Annotated in this window: 14 protein-coding genes; 7 read left to right on the top strand and 7 right to left on the bottom strand. The window is 63.2% G+C overall.

Annotated features, from left to right (window positions below; all coding sequences use genetic code 11):
* Positions 1–26 precede the first annotated feature (26 nt).
* The 4 genes from APH44_RS17630 to APH44_RS17615 form a co-directional block, all read right to left on the bottom strand.
* Complete coding sequence (locus tag APH44_RS17630) at positions 27–506, bottom strand: CS1 type fimbrial major subunit (RefSeq protein WP_054893850.1); 480 nt, start codon at positions 504–506, stop codon at positions 27–29.
* Between the two features lie 193 nt (positions 507–699).
* Positions 700–2,364, bottom strand: a complete 1,665-nt coding sequence (locus APH44_RS17625) for a cation acetate symporter (protein ID WP_054893849.1) — start codon at positions 2,362–2,364, stop codon at positions 700–702.
* A complete protein-coding gene (locus tag APH44_RS17620; RefSeq protein WP_054893848.1) occupies positions 2,361–2,672 on the bottom strand; it encodes a DUF485 domain-containing protein in 312 nt (103 codons plus the stop codon). Before APH44_RS17620 ends, APH44_RS17625 begins: the two co-directional genes overlap by 4 nt.
* A 235-nt stretch (positions 2,673–2,907) precedes the next feature.
* Complete coding sequence (locus APH44_RS17615; protein ID WP_054893847.1) at positions 2,908–3,768, bottom strand: glycine betaine ABC transporter substrate-binding protein; 861 nt, start codon at positions 3,766–3,768, stop codon at positions 2,908–2,910.
* 209 nt (positions 3,769–3,977) lie between these two features.
* Here APH44_RS17615 and APH44_RS17610 point away from each other — a divergent pair, with 209 nt between their 5' ends.
* A complete protein-coding gene (locus tag APH44_RS17610; protein WP_054893887.1) occupies positions 3,978–5,534 on the top strand; it encodes a hypothetical protein in 1,557 nt (518 codons plus the stop codon).
* Positions 5,535–5,589: 55 nt separating this feature from the next.
* Here the strand turns inward: APH44_RS17610 and APH44_RS17605 are convergent, their stop codons facing one another.
* On the bottom strand, positions 5,590–5,952 hold the full coding sequence (locus APH44_RS17605; protein ID WP_054893846.1) for a hypothetical protein: 363 nt from the start codon (positions 5,950–5,952) through the stop codon (positions 5,590–5,592).
* 223 nt (positions 5,953–6,175) lie between these two features.
* Between APH44_RS17605 and APH44_RS17600 the strand changes: the two genes are divergently transcribed.
* Together APH44_RS17600 and APH44_RS17595 are read left to right on the top strand one after the other, a co-directional pair.
* Positions 6,176–7,474: a serine/threonine protein kinase gene (locus APH44_RS17600; protein ID WP_054893845.1), complete on the top strand. Its 1,299-nt coding sequence runs from the start codon at positions 6,176–6,178 to the stop codon at positions 7,472–7,474.
* Positions 7,467–8,282 (top strand): VacJ family lipoprotein, encoded by an 816-nt coding sequence (locus APH44_RS17595; RefSeq protein WP_054893844.1) that lies wholly within the window; start codon positions 7,467–7,469, stop codon positions 8,280–8,282. Before APH44_RS17600 ends, APH44_RS17595 begins: the two co-directional genes overlap by 8 nt.
* Before the next feature lie 67 nt (positions 8,283–8,349).
* Here the strand turns inward: APH44_RS17595 and APH44_RS17590 are convergent, their stop codons facing one another.
* Positions 8,350–9,504, bottom strand: a complete 1,155-nt coding sequence (locus APH44_RS17590) for a patatin-like phospholipase family protein (protein WP_054893843.1) — start codon at positions 9,502–9,504, stop codon at positions 8,350–8,352.
* 89 nt (positions 9,505–9,593) lie between these two features.
* Positions 9,594–10,529, bottom strand: coding sequence for a lipid A biosynthesis lauroyl acyltransferase (locus tag APH44_RS17585; RefSeq protein ID WP_054893842.1), 936 nt, complete (start codon positions 10,527–10,529; stop codon positions 9,594–9,596).
* 111 nt (positions 10,530–10,640) lie between these two features.
* Here APH44_RS17585 and minC point away from each other — a divergent pair, with 111 nt between their 5' ends.
* From minC to APH44_RS17565, 4 genes are all read left to right on the top strand, one after another.
* Entirely contained in the window at positions 10,641–11,399 is a 759-nt protein-coding gene (minC, locus tag APH44_RS17580) for a septum site-determining protein MinC (protein ID WP_054893841.1), read from the top strand.
* Between the two features lie 95 nt (positions 11,400–11,494).
* The gene (gene minD, locus APH44_RS17575) at positions 11,495–12,307 is read left to right on the top strand and encodes a septum site-determining protein MinD (RefSeq protein ID WP_054893840.1); all 813 of its coding nucleotides are present in this window, start codon (positions 11,495–11,497) and stop codon (positions 12,305–12,307) included.
* A gap of 3 nt (positions 12,308–12,310) precedes the next feature.
* A complete protein-coding gene (minE, locus tag APH44_RS17570) occupies positions 12,311–12,565 on the top strand; it encodes a cell division topological specificity factor MinE (RefSeq protein WP_003252572.1) in 255 nt (84 codons plus the stop codon).
* A gap of 145 nt (positions 12,566–12,710) precedes the next feature.
* Positions 12,711–13,346, top strand: coding sequence for an RluA family pseudouridine synthase (locus APH44_RS17565; RefSeq protein WP_054893839.1), 636 nt, complete (start codon positions 12,711–12,713; stop codon positions 13,344–13,346).
* Positions 13,347–13,365 lie beyond the last annotated feature (19 nt).

Below are 13,365 nucleotides of genomic sequence, written 5' to 3'. Positions count from 1 at the left end.
GCAATGGAAAGCAGGGAGTGAGCGAATCAGGGGGTGGCGGTTTCGAACATCATGCTCACCAGCCCCTGGTAGCTGCCGGGCACATAGCCGCCGGCTGGCGCGGCTTGAGCCGCGATCTCGAAACCGACCACCGCACCCGGCGCTGCCTGCGCCGCGGTGATGACTTCGGTGGAGGTGGTGCTGAGTGTGGTGCCGGCCACCGACACATCCAGGCCGATGCTGTTCACGCCGTCGCTGACCGCCGCCGGCGACACCAGGTAAGCGGTGATTGCGCCGACGGTGCTCTTGACCTGCAACTGCTTGCGGATCGGCTGCAGTTCGCTGCGGAACGAGTTCCAGGACAGCTCTTGCGGATCGTTCATCCAGTTGCCGCCCACCGGCTCGACGAAGAAGGCATCGGTAGGCACCTGTGCAGTGACCTGGACCTGCTTTTCGATAGGATCGACGGCATATGCCGATGCGACGGTGAACAGTGCGAGGGGCAGGGCCACGAACAGACGTTTCATGAGGAAATCTCCTTGAAGTGATGAGGCGGAATAACGCTTGACTGCGTCACCTGGCCCATTATTCGCGGAGTAATCGACGCATTAACTCAGACCCTTCCCAGCGAGCTTGGGAAATTTCCCAGGGATAGAGAAATGCCATCAGTCAGAAACGACGACGCCCCGGCAAGCGGGGCGTCGTACTCGGCATCAACGATCAGTGGGAAACCGCACCACTGGCGCCCAGGCCGGTCTGCGAGCGAACGAACTGCGGGTAGAACAGTGCACGCTCGTCATCGGCAGCCTTGGACTTGTCGGTGACCGAGAAGAACCAGATACCCGCGAAGGCGATGATCATGGAGAACAGCGCCGGGTACTCGTACGGGTAGATGGCTTTTTCATGACCGAGGATCTGCACCCAGATGGTCGGGCCGAGAATCATCAGGCCAACCGCGCTGATCAGGCCCATCCAGCCGCCGATCATGGCGCCGCGGGTGGTCAGCTTCTTCCAGTACATCGAGAGCAGCAGTACAGGGAAGTTGCAGCTTGCGGCGATGGAGAAGGCCAGGCCAACCATGAAGGCGATGTTCTGCTTCTCGAACAGGATACCCAGGCCGATCGCCAGGACGCCCAGGGCGACGGTGGTGATTTTCGACACGCGGATCTCGTCCTTGTCGTTGGCCTTGCCTTTGCGCCATACGCTGGCGTACAGGTCGTGGGAAACTGCCGAGGCACCCGCCAGGGTCAGGCCGGCAACCACGGCCAGGATGGTGGCGAAGGCCACCGCCGAGATGAAGCCGAGGAAGATGCTACCGCCCACGGCATCGGCCAGGTGCACCGCCGCCATGTTGTTACCGCCCAGCAGGGCGCCGGCGGCGTCCTTGAAGTCCGGGTTGGTGCTGACCAGCAGGATCGCGCCGAAGCCGATGATGAAGGTCAGGATGTAGAAGTAACCGATGAAGCCGGTGGCATACAGCACGCTCTTGCGCGCTTCCTTGGCATCGCTGACGGTGAAGAAGCGCATCAGGATGTGCGGCAGGCCTGCGGTGCCGAACATCAGCGCCAGGCCCAGCGAGAAGGCCGAGATCGGATCCTTGACCAGGCCACCCGGGCTCATGATCGCCTCGCCCTTGGCATGCACCTTGATCGCTTCGGAGAACAGGGTGTTGAAGTCGAAGCCCACATGCTTCATCACCATCAGCGCCATGAAGCTGGCACCGGAGAGCAGCAGCACGGCCTTGATGATCTGCACCCAGGTCGTGGCCAGCATGCCACCGAACAGCACGTACAGGCACATCAGGATGCCGACCAGGATCACCGCGACGTGGTAGTCCAGGCCGAACAGCAGCTCGATCAGCTTGCCTGCGCCGACCATCTGCGCGATCAGGTAGAAGGCCACCACCACCAGCGAGCCCGAGGCCGACAGGGTGCGGATCTCTTTCTGCCCGAGACGGTAGGAAGCAACGTCGGCGAAGGTGTACTTGCCCAGGTTGCGCAGGCGCTCGGCGATCAGGAAGAGGATGATCGGCCAGCCGACCAGGAAGCCGATCGAGTAGATCAGGCCGTCGTAGCCGGAGGTGAACACCAGCGCGGAAATACCCAGGAAGGAAGCAGCCGACATGTAGTCACCGGCAATCGCCAGACCATTCTGGAAGCCGGTGATGCGCCCGCCTGCGGCGTAGTAGTCCGATGCCGACTTGTTGCGTTTCGAAGCCCAGTAGGTGATCCCCAGGGTGAAGCAGACGAAGGCCAGGAACATGATGATCGCCGACATGTTCAACGGCTGTTTCTGCACCGCGCCGCTGATTGCATCGGCAGCCCACACGGCGGGTGCGAAGGCACCGCAGGCCAGTACGGCCAAGGTTTTGGCGTGACGAATCATTGCTGCGCCTCCTTCAGGATCGCCTTGTTCAGCTCATCGAATTCGCCGTTGGCACGCCGCACGTAGATGGCGGTGAGGACGAATGCCGAGAGGATCAGGCCGACGCCCAGAGGAATGCCCCAGGTGATGGAAGAGCCGGGGCTGAGTTTGGCGCCGAGGATCTGCGGGCCATAGGCGATGAGCAGGATGAAAGCGCAGTAGAGGCCGAGCATGATCGCCGAGAGGATCCAGGCGAAACGTTCGCGTTTGGTGACCAGCTCCTTGAAGCGCGGACTTTCTTGTATCGATCGGTAGATGCTGTCGTTCATTGTTTTTGTCCTAGCAGCAACACAGTAAGGGGAGAACCCGCCTTAACTTTATGCTGCCGGTGGACGCCAACCAGACGACCTTAGTCTTAGATGCAACAGTCTTTTACCATTCGGGTAACAAAGTCAGGGCCAATGCGCACTTTGCAGGAGCGGGTTTACCCGCGAAAAGTACCCACTGGCCCTAGGCTCTGTATGAAAAACCTCGTCTCAAGGCTTTTCATAAAGACCCTGTCGGTTATTTACCCGTCCACTCCTTGACCCGCTCAGGATGCTTGGCCACCCAGTCCTTGGCCGCCGCTTCAGGCTTGGCCCCTTCCTGGATCGCCAGCATCACTTCGCCGATCTCGTCCTTGGACTGCCACTGGAACTTCTTGAGGAACTCGGCCACTTCCGGCGCCTTGGTCGCCAGTTCCTTGCTGCCGATGCTGTTGACGGTTTCCGCCGCACCATAAACGCCCTTGGGATCTTCGAGGAACTTGAGTTTCCATTTGGCGAACATCCAGTGCGGCACCCAGCCGGTGACCGCGATCGACTGCTGCTTGGCATACGAACGCCCAAGCTCCGCCGTCATCGCCGCGCCGGAGCTTGCCGTCAGCTTGTAGCCGGTGAGGTCGTAGTCCTTGATCGCCTGCTCGGTCTTGAGCATGACTCCGGAGCCTGCATCGATGCCGACGATCTTCTGCTTGAAGCTGGTGTCGGTCTTGAGGTCGGCGATGCTGTTGGCCTTGACGTACTCCGGCACGATCAGGCCGATCTTGGCATCCTTGAAGTTGGGGCCGAAGTCGACCACGTTATCCTTGTTCTTGGTCCAGTATTCGCCATGGGTCACCGGCAGCCAGGCCGAGAGCATGGCATCGAGCTTGCCGGTGGCGACACCCTGCCACATGATGCCGGTGGCCACCGCTTGCAGCTTCACGTCGTAACCGAGTTTCTGCTTGATCACTTCGGCAGCCACGTTGGTGGTGGCGACACTGTCGGCCCAACCGTCCACGTAACCGATGCTTACTTCCTTGGCCGTGGCCTGTGCAGCACCTATGGCCAACACCAGGGCGCCGGTCACGCCCAGGAAACGTCGCATTCTTGTAGTAGTCGCCATCAAAGCATCCCCTCGTCAGGTCTTGGAGATTGCATCATCAACCTGCCACACAGCGCGACCTGCTCCGTCAGCGACCTTTACCCAACGATAAGCGACAGCACTTCGCCATTAGCGTCATCCACGCCCAGAGTTCTGCGCGATCCTTGCATGCCAAACTGTTGGCGCCGGGCTACTATCAGCGACTCTCAACCGATGACCCGCGCCAGACGATGGACCGCTCGATGCCCAGCACGCCCCGCACCACCCTCCTCTACCTGATCACCTGCCTGTTCGCCCTGCTCGGTCTCGGTGCACTCTGGTATGGCCTGGGCAAGCCGGTGCACCTGCCCGATGCGGCGAGCCCGACGCATAAATTGCAGTGCGCCTCCTACACCCCCTTCGACAAGGACCAGTCCCCCTTCGACCAGCCATTTCGCCTGCGCCCTGCACGCATGGACGCCGACCTGGCATTACTGGCAGAGCGCTTCCAGTGCATCCGCACCTATTCGATGACTGGGCTGGAGGCGATCCCGGCGCTGGCGCGCAAGCACGGGCTGAAGGTGATGCTCGGCGCCTGGGTCAATGCCAACCCGGTGGACACCGACAAGGAGGTGGCGCTGCTGATCGAGGCGGCCAACGCCAACCCGGACGTGGTCAGCGCAGTGATCGTCGGCAACGAGGCGCTGCTGCGCAAGGAAGTCACCGGCCAACGCCTGGCCGAACTGATCACTCGGGTGAAAGCCCAGGTGCAGGTCCCGGTGACCTACGCCGACGTCTGGGAGTTCTGGCTCCAGCACCCGGAAGTGGCGCCAGCGGTGGACTTCCTGACCATCCACCTGCTGCCCTACTGGGAGGACGATCCACGCGGCATCGAGGACGCCCTGGCGCATGTCGCCGAGGTACGTCAGGTGTTCGGCAACCGCTTCGCCCCCAAGGACGTCATGATCGGCGAAACCGGCTGGCCCAGCGAAGGCCGCCAGCGCGAGACCGCAGAGCCAAGCCGGGTCAACGAGGCACGCTTCATTCGTGGCTTCGTCGCGATGGCCGAGGCCAACGGCTGGCACTACAACCTGATCGAGGCCTTCGACCAGCCCTGGAAACGCGCCAGCGAAGGCGCAGTGGGTGGCTACTGGGGGCTGTACGACGCTGATCGGCAGGACAAAGGCGTGCTCGAAGGGCCAGTCAGCAACCTGCCACTGTGGCCACAGTGGTGGCTGGCCAACGCGTTGCTGGTGCTGGCGACCCTGGGCCTGGCCGGGCGCCCGGCGCACGCCCGCGCGGCGTTGCTGTTACCGCTGCTGGCGGCAGTCGGCGCGGGCAGTCTGGGGCTGTGGGGCGAGCTGATGCGCACCAACGCGCGCTTTGTCGCTGAATGGCTGTGGGCGGCAGCGCTGGCGGGCCTGAACTTGCTGGTACTGGCCCATGCCGCGCTGGCCCTGGCCCGACGCAAAGGCTGGCGTGAGCGGTTGTTCGCCTGGCTTCAGGCGCGAGCCGGAGGGTGGCTGCTGGCAGCGGGATTCGCAGCGGCGGTGAGCATGCTGGCAATGGTCTTCGATCCGCGCTATCGCAGCTTCCCCAGTGCCGCGCTGCTGCTGCCGGCGCTGGTGTACCTGCTGCGACCGGTGGCCGCGCGCAGGGCCGAAGTGGCGCTGCTGGCATTCATCATCGGCGCGGGGATTGCGCCGCAGCTGTATCAGGAAGGGCTGCACAATCATCAGGCCTGGAGCTGGGCGGCGGTCAGTGTGCTGATGGTGGCTGCCCTTTGGCGCAGTTTGCGCAGGGCTTGAAACGGCGGTGTTCTTTTCGCGGGCAAGCCTGCGAAAAGAACACCGGTAAAACCTGCTAGCTGGAGGCCCTGACCAACCGCAACCCCGCCAGAACCACCGCAAAAACCCCCAGGCTCGCCGTGTACAGCACCAGCGCCGGCACCCCTGCCACCAGCGCCAGCACCGCCCCCCACCAGCCAAGCCGTCCCGGCAGCACCTGGCACAGCAAGGCCAGCCCCAACGCCCCCCAGCCGATCACCTGGAAGTGAATCCACAACCCCAGCAGCGACCGCGCCTGGCACTGCCAGTGTTCGCCAGGCACCGCGCACAGGCCTACCCACTGCCCGTCTTCCATCAGGCCGAAACGCACGCCATAACTGGCCGCCAGCCACATCGGCAGAAACAGCAGCAACGCAACGACAGGCCACCAACGACTCATGCACAGCTCCAGAAAATGTAACCGGCGCTCAGGATAATCCCCCAGGCCTGCCGCGCAAGGCAAAATGGCGCGGTTCGGCTAATGTCGAGGAAGCGGTCATTGCCGCAGCGGCCAACTTCACGGCAACATCCGCCACAATAAAGGACAGCGCGCCAGGCAACTTTGCCAGGGGCACGATGGTCCTAGCTCCACATTGCCTTGCCGTTCTCCCGGGGGACTCTCCATGCTTCGACCGTTGCGCCTCGTCGCCCTGCTGTGCGGCCTGTTTCTGGCTGCGGCCGCCTCTGCGCGGGACATCGACCCCGCCACCTACGGCTATCCCTTGACCAATCCGTTCGAGGCGACCATTGCCACCACGCCGCCAGACCAGCGCCCGACGCTGCCCAGCGACGACGATATCAACCAGTCCGACTACAGCCTGAACCTGCGCCCAGAGCGCGAATTCACCCTGCCGGACAACTTCTGGCCGGTGAAAAAACTCCGCTACCGCCTGGCACGCCAGGACCACGAAGCGCCATTGGTGTTCATCATCGCCGGCACCGGCGCGCCCTACAGCAGCACCATCGCCGAATACCTGAAAAAACTGTTCTACCAGGCGGGCTATCACGTGGTGCAGCTGTCTTCGCCCACCAGCTGGGACTTCATGAGCGCCGCCTCACGCTTCGCCACGCCCGGCGTGAGCCGCGAGGATGCCGAAGACCTGTACCGGGTCATGCAAGCCGTGCGCGCCCAGCATCCGCGCCTGCCGGTCAGCGAGTTCTACCTCACCGGCTATAGCCTCGGCGCCCTGGACGCGGCGTTCGTCAGCCATCTGGACGAAACCCGGCGCAGCTTCAACTTCAAGCGCGTGCTGCTGCTCAACCCGCCCGTGAACCTGTACACCTCGATCAACAACCTCGACAAACTGGTGCAGACCCAGGTCAAGGGCATCGACCGCAGCACCACGTTCTACGAACTGATGCTGGAAAAACTCACGCGCTACTTCCAGGACAAGGGCTACATCGACCTCAATGACGCCCTGCTCTACGACTTCCAGAACTCACGCGAGCATTTGTCCAACGAGCAGATGGCCATGCTGATCGGCACCTCGTTCCGTTTCTCGGCAGCCGACATCGCCTTCACCTCCGACCTGATCAATCGCCGCGGCCTGATCATTCCGCCGAAGTTTCCGATCACCGAAGGCAGCAGCCTCACGCCGTTCTTCAAACGGGCGCTGCAATGCGACTTCGACTGCTACCTGACCGAGCAGGTGATCCCCATGTGGCGTGCGCGCACGGACGGCAACAGCCTGCTGCAACTGATCGACCAGGTCAGCCTGTACGCCCTCAAGGACTACCTCGCCGAAAGCCCGAAGATCGCCGTGATGCACAACGCCGACGACGTGATCCTCGGCCCCGGCGACATCGGTTTCCTGCGCAAGGTGTTCGGCGACCGGCTGACCCTTTATCCACACGGCGGCCATTGCGGCAACCTCAACTACCGCGTCAATGCCGACGCCATGCTGGAGTTCTTCCGTGGCTGACAGACTCATACTTGCCCTCGCCCTGCTCGTCAGTACCAGCGCCCTGGCAGCAGAAACCGCACCGCGTACCAGCGTGGTCGAAGCCGATGTGATCGACACGCCTACCGTGGAATCGGACGGTTTCCTCGACCCGCTGCGCGAGCTGAAATTCAACCCCGGCCTCGACCAGCGCGAGTTCGAACGCTCCACCCTGGCCGCGTTGAACGTCTACGACCCGCTGGAATCGATGAACCGGCGCATCTACCACTTCAACTATCGCTTCGACCAATGGGTGTTCCTGCCGGCGGTCGATGGCTACCGCTACATAACCCCGCACTTCGTGCGCACCGGGGTGAGCAACTTCTTCAACAACCTGGGGGATGTGCCCAACCTGTTCAACAGTGTGTTGCAGCTCAAGGTCAAACGCTCGGCGGAGATCACTGCGCGCCTGATGTTCAACACCCTCATCGGCGTGGGTGGCCTGTGGGACCCGGCGACCAAGATGGGGTTGCCACGCCAGAGCGAGGACTTCGGCCAGACCCTGGGCTTCTACGGCGTTCCGGAAGGCCCCTACATCATGCTGCCGATCCTCGGTCCCTCGAACCTGCGCGACACCACGGGCCTGGTGGTGGACTACGTCGGCGAGCGCGAGGCGAATTTCCTCAACGTCGCCGAGGTCAGTACCGACCATCCGGAGATCTTCCTGCTGCGGGCGATCGACCGGCGCTACACCACCAATTTCCGCTATGGCCAGACCAACTCGCCTTTCGAGTACGAAAAAGTGCGCTACGTCTATACCCAGGCGCGCAAGTTGCAGATTTCCGAGTGAGTGCGGCAGGGCCGCCATGCGGCCCTATCGCGGGGCAAGCCGAGGCGCCGCGATAGGGTCGGCAGCCTCAACCCACCAACCCCAGAAACTGCTGCAACTCCCGGCGCTTGGCCAGGGCATCGCTGCGCCCCAGTTCGATCAGTTCGCTGCAGTAGCTCGCCTCGAACAATAGGTAGCTGAGTACACCGGCCCCGCTGGTCCTGGTCGCTCCGGGCCCGCGCAGGAACAGGCGCAACGCAGCCGGCAACTCGCGCCGATGACGTGCCGCGATCTCGTCCAGCGGCTGGCTGGGCGCCACCACCAGTACTTCGATCGGCGCCAGGCCCAGGCGCCGGGCGTCCAGATGTGCAGGCATCAGGTGACTCAGGTGATTCAGGCGTTGCAGCAACTCGATATCGTCTTCGAGGCTGTCGATGAAGGTACTGTTGAGCATGTGTCCGCCGATCTGCGCCAGGCTCGGCTGCTGCCCGCTGAACACCCGTGCACTCTGCACCGGCGGTGCGGGGCGCTGCGGGTTACCGCTGACCCCCACCACCAGTACGCGACTGGCCCCCAGGTGCAGCGCTGGGCTGATCGGCGCAGACTGGCGCACCGCGCCGTCACCGAAGTACTCGTCGCCCAGGCGCACCGGAGCGAACAGCAACGGGATAGCCGAACTGGCCAGCAGGTGCTCGACGCTCAGGGCAGTGGGTACGCCGATACGCCGGTGCCGCAGCCAGGGTTCGATCGCTTCGCCGCCTTGATAGAACGTCACCGCCTGGCCGGACTCGTAACCAAAGGCGGTTACGGCCACCGCGCGCAGTTGCTCGCTGGCCAGGGCATGGTGGATGCCATCCAGGTCCAGATGCGCCTTGAGCAGCGCCCGCAGCGGGCTGCTGTCGAGCAGCGCCACCGGCATCTGCCGGCCCAGCCCCAGCAGGCTGTGGCTGACGAAACGGCTGGCCTGACGCATGACCCCGGGCCAGTCGCTGCGCAGCACAAGGTGGCTGCGAAAGTTCTGCCAGAAGCGGGTCAGGCGCTGCACCGACTCGCCAAAGCGAGTGGCGCCGCTGGCCAAGGTCACGGCATTGATGGCACCGGCGGAGGTGCCGACGATGACCGGGAAGGGATTGGGCGCGCCAGCGGGCAACAGTTCGGCGATACCGGCGAGCACGCCGACCTGGTAGGCAGCACGGGCTCCGCCGCCGGAGAGGATCAGGCCAGTAGTCGGGGGTGGGGCCATCGGTTCCTTCCTGGTTTGTCGGTTTTGTCAGGATCGGGCCCTTCGCGGGCAAGTCGGCGCGCGAAAGGGCCAGCAGCCACTACCCCGGATCAGCGCTTCTTCTTGTCATACAGCCGCGGCGCCCCTTCGGGCCGCGACTTGAAGCGCCGGTGCGCCCACAGGTACTGCTCGGGGCACTCGCGGAGCACACTTTCGACCCACTGGTTGATGCGCAGGCAGTCGGCCTCCTCGCTCTCCCCGGGGAAATCCTCGAGCGGCGCATGCACCACCAGACGATAGCCGCTGCCATCTTCCAGGCGTTTCTGAGTGAACGGAATCACCCGCGCCTTGCCCAGGCGAGCGAACTTGGTCGTTGCAGTCACCGTGGCGGCGGGGATGCCGAACAGCGGCACGAACAGGCTCTGCTTGGTGCCGTAGTCCTGGTCCGGCGCGTACCAGATCGCCCGCCCGCCGCGCAGCAGCTTGAGCATGCCGCGTACGTCCTCGCGCTCCACTGCCAGGGAGTCGAGGTTGTGCCGCTCGCGACCGCGTCGCTGGATGAAGTCGAACACCGGATTGCCGTGCTCGCGGTACATGCCATCGATGGTGTGCTCCTGGCCGAGCAGGGCCGCGCCGATCTCCAGCGTGGTGAAATGCACCGCCATGAGGATGGCGCCCTGCCCGTCACGCTGAGCTGCCTGCAGGTGCTCCAGACCTTCGATGTGTGCCAGGCGGGCAAGTCTGGCTTTGGGCCACCACCAGCTCATGGCCATCTCGAAGAACGCGATGCCGGTGGAGGCGAAGTTTTCCTTCAGCAGGCGCTGCCGTTCGTCGCCGGACAGTGCCGGGAAACACAGCTCCAGATTGCGCGCGGCAATGCGCCGACGCTCGCCGGCCAGGCGATACATCACGGCGCCCAGGACGCTGCCGAGCCACAGCAAGGCTCGGTAAGGCAACTGCACCACCAGCCACAGCAGTCCCAGGCCGAGCCACAGGCCCCAGAAACGTGGATGAAGGAAGTAGGGACGAAAACGCGGACGATCCATTGAAGCTTCCGGTAAGACAAAGGCCTGGCATTCTACAACCTTTGGCCGCAGGTTGCGGCCAATCGGTCTTATCGTTATAAGTCAGGGCACTTTTTTCGCAACAAGCCGTCTATGCAGACCATGAGCCTCAACCAGACACCCGACTCCGCCACCGTGTTCCAGCTCAAGGGCAGCATGCTCGCCATCACTGTGCTGGAACTGGCGCGCAACGACCTCGAAGCCCTCGACCGCCAACTGGCGGCGAAAGTGGCGCAGGCCCCCAATTTCTTCAGCAACACACCGCTGGTGCTGGCCCTGGACAAACTGCCGCCGGACGAAGGCGCCATCGACCTGCCCGGGCTGATGCGCATCTGCCGTCACCATGGCCTGCGCACCCTGGCGATCCGCGCCAGCCGGATCGAGGACATCGCCGCAGCAATCGCCATCGACCTGCCGGTCCTGCCGCCCTCCGGCGCCCGCGAACGCCCGCTGGAACCTGAGCCGGAAGTGAAGAAAGTCGAGCCCGCTCCGGCACCCGCTGTGGCCTCCGAACCCGAGGTTCGCCCGACCCGCATCATCACCAGCCCTGTACGTGGCGGCCAGCAGATCTATGCTCAGGGCGGCGACTTGATCGTGACCGCCTCGGTGAGCCCGGGTGCGGAACTTCTCGCCGATGGCAATATCCATGTGTACGGCGCCATGCGTGGCCGCGCACTGGCTGGTATCAAGGGCAACACCCGAGCCAGGATCTTCTGTCAGCAGATGACGGCCGAAATGGTCTCCATCGCCGGTCAGTACAAGGTCTGCGAAGACCTGCGCCGCGACCCGCTGTGGGGTTCAGGCGTGCAGGTGAGCCTGGTCGGCGACGTGTTGAACATCACCCGTCTTTAACGGATACTGCCGCCATTTTAAGAGCAACTTTTCCACCGTTGCCTTTTTTGCATTTGCTGGGACTTCGGGTCCCGTTTATTTAGGGGTGAAACACCTTGGCCAAGATTCTCGTGGTTACTTCCGGCAAGGGGGGGGTGGGCAAGACCACCACCAGCGCCGCCATCGGTACCGGCCTCGCATTGCGCGGCCACAAGACTGTGATCGTCGACTTCGACGTCGGCCTGCGTAACCTCGACCTGATCATGGGCTGCGAACGCCGCGTGGTGTACGACTTCGTCAACGTGGTCAACGGCGAGGCCAATCTGCAGCAGGCCCTGATCAAGGACAAGCGCCTTGAGAACCTGTTCGTACTGGCCGCCAGCCAGACCCGCGACAAGGACGCCCTGACGCAAGAAGGCGTCGAAAAAGTCCTGATGGAGCTCAAGGAGCAGTTCGACTACGTCATCTGCGACTCCCCGGCCGGTATCGAGAAAGGCGCGCACCTGGCGATGTACTTCGCCGACGAAGCCATCGTCGTGACCAACCCGGAAGTCTCCTCGGTACGTGACTCCGACCGCATGCTGGGCATTCTGTCGAGCAAATCGCGCCGCTCCGAGAACGGCGAGGAGCCGATCAAGGAACACCTGCTGATCACCCGCTACCACCCCGAGCGCGTGGAAAAGGGCGAAATGCTCAGCATCGCCGACGTCGAAGAGATCCTCGCGATCAAGCTCAAGGGCGTGATTCCCGAGTCGCAAGCGGTCCTCAAGGCATCCAACCAGGGTATCCCGGTCATCCTCGACGACCAGAGCGACGCCGGCCAGGCCTACAGCGATACCGTCGACCGCCTGCTGGGTAAAGAGAAGCCTCTGCGCTTCATCGAAGTGCCGAAGCAAGGATTCTTCGCGCGCCTGTTTGGAGGCAAATAAACCATGAACCTTTTTGACTTCTTTCGTGGCAGACAGAAACAGACCAGTGCGTCGGTAGCGAAAGAGCGTCTACAGATCATCGTGGCGCATGAGCGCGGCCAGCGCAGCGAACCGGACTACCTGCCGGCGCTGCAGAAAGAACTGCTCGAAGTGATCCGCAAGTACGTGAACATCGGCAACGATGACGTGCATATCGAGCTGGAAAACCAGGGCAGCTGCTCGATTCTGGAACTGAACATCACCTTGCCGGATCGCTGATAGAATCCCCTGTCACACCGCGATCCCCTGTGGGAGCGGGCTTGCCCGCGAAAAGGCCGGTACTGGCGCCAACACCCTGGCACTTGTACCGGCCTTCTTCGCGGGCAAGCCCGCTCCCACAGTGCTTTACAGAGAACCGTTGAACATGCCGCTGTCGAACATCCAGATCCTCTTCGAAGACGCCGCCATCCTGGTGATCAACAAACCGACCCTGCTGCTGTCGGTGCCAGGCCGTGCCGAGGACAACAAGGACTGTCTGATCACCCGCCTGCAGGAAAACGGCTACCCCGACGCGCTGATCGTCCATCGCCTGGACTGGGAAACCTCCGGGATCATTCTGCTGGCCCGCGATGCCGACAGTCACCGCGAGCTGTCGCGCCAGTTCCACGACCGCGAGACGGAGAAAGCCTATACCGCACTGTGCTGGGGCCAGCCGACGCTCGACAGTGGCAGTATCGACCTGCCGCTGCGCTACGACCCGCCCACCAAGCCTCGCCATGTGGTCGATCATGAGCAGGGCAAGCATGCCCTGACCTTCTGGCGCGTACTGGAACGCTGTGGCGACCATTGCCGGGTTGAGCTGACGCCCATCACCGGGCGCTCGCACCAGTTGCGCGTGCACATGCTGTCGATCGGGCATCCGCTGCTGGGCGACCGGCTGTATGCCAACCCCGAGGCGTTGGCGGCCCATGAACGGCTGTGCCTGCATGCATCGATGCTGAGCTTTACCCACCCGGTGTCTGGGCAGCGGTTGAAGTTCGAGTGCCCGGCGCCGTTCTAGATTTTTGTGGCTGCATCGG

Origin of the sequence: Pseudomonas sp. NBRC 111143 (assembly GCF_001320965.1) — a bacterium.
Classification (GTDB): Bacteria; Pseudomonadota; Gammaproteobacteria; order Pseudomonadales; family Pseudomonadaceae; genus Aquipseudomonas; species Aquipseudomonas machongensis.
The sequence above is the reverse complement of the archived record's forward strand: the minus strand, read 5'-3'. Positions and strand labels throughout refer to the sequence as shown.

Excerpts from the sequence above, each read along its gene's own strand:
- APH44_RS17565 (WP_054893839.1), top strand. The coding sequence starts at position 12,711 with ATGCCGCTGTCGAACATCCAGATCCTCTTCGAAGACGCCGCCATCCTG.
- APH44_RS17615 (WP_054893847.1), bottom strand. The coding sequence starts at position 3,768 with ATGGCGACTACTACAAGAATGCGACGTTTCCTGGGCGTGACCGGCGCC.
- APH44_RS17610 (WP_054893887.1), top strand. The coding sequence starts at position 3,978 with ATGGACCGCTCGATGCCCAGCACGCCCCGCACCACCCTCCTCTACCTG.
- APH44_RS17625 (WP_054893849.1), bottom strand. The coding sequence starts at position 2,364 with ATGATTCGTCACGCCAAAACCTTGGCCGTACTGGCCTGCGGTGCCTTC.
- minC (WP_054893841.1), top strand. The coding sequence starts at position 10,641 with ATGCAGACCATGAGCCTCAACCAGACACCCGACTCCGCCACCGTGTTC.
- minE (WP_003252572.1), top strand. The coding sequence starts at position 12,311 with ATGAACCTTTTTGACTTCTTTCGTGGCAGACAGAAACAGACCAGTGCG.
- APH44_RS17600 (WP_054893845.1), top strand. The coding sequence starts at position 6,176 with ATGCTTCGACCGTTGCGCCTCGTCGCCCTGCTGTGCGGCCTGTTTCTG.
- APH44_RS17590 (WP_054893843.1), bottom strand. The coding sequence starts at position 9,504 with ATGGCCCCACCCCCGACTACTGGCCTGATCCTCTCCGGCGGCGGAGCC.
- APH44_RS17630 (WP_054893850.1), bottom strand. The coding sequence starts at position 506 with ATGAAACGTCTGTTCGTGGCCCTGCCCCTCGCACTGTTCACCGTCGCA.
- APH44_RS17605 (WP_054893846.1), bottom strand. The coding sequence starts at position 5,952 with ATGAGTCGTTGGTGGCCTGTCGTTGCGTTGCTGCTGTTTCTGCCGATG.
- APH44_RS17585 (WP_054893842.1), bottom strand. The coding sequence starts at position 10,529 with ATGGATCGTCCGCGTTTTCGTCCCTACTTCCTTCATCCACGTTTCTGG.
- APH44_RS17620 (WP_054893848.1), bottom strand. The coding sequence starts at position 2,672 with ATGAACGACAGCATCTACCGATCGATACAAGAAAGTCCGCGCTTCAAG.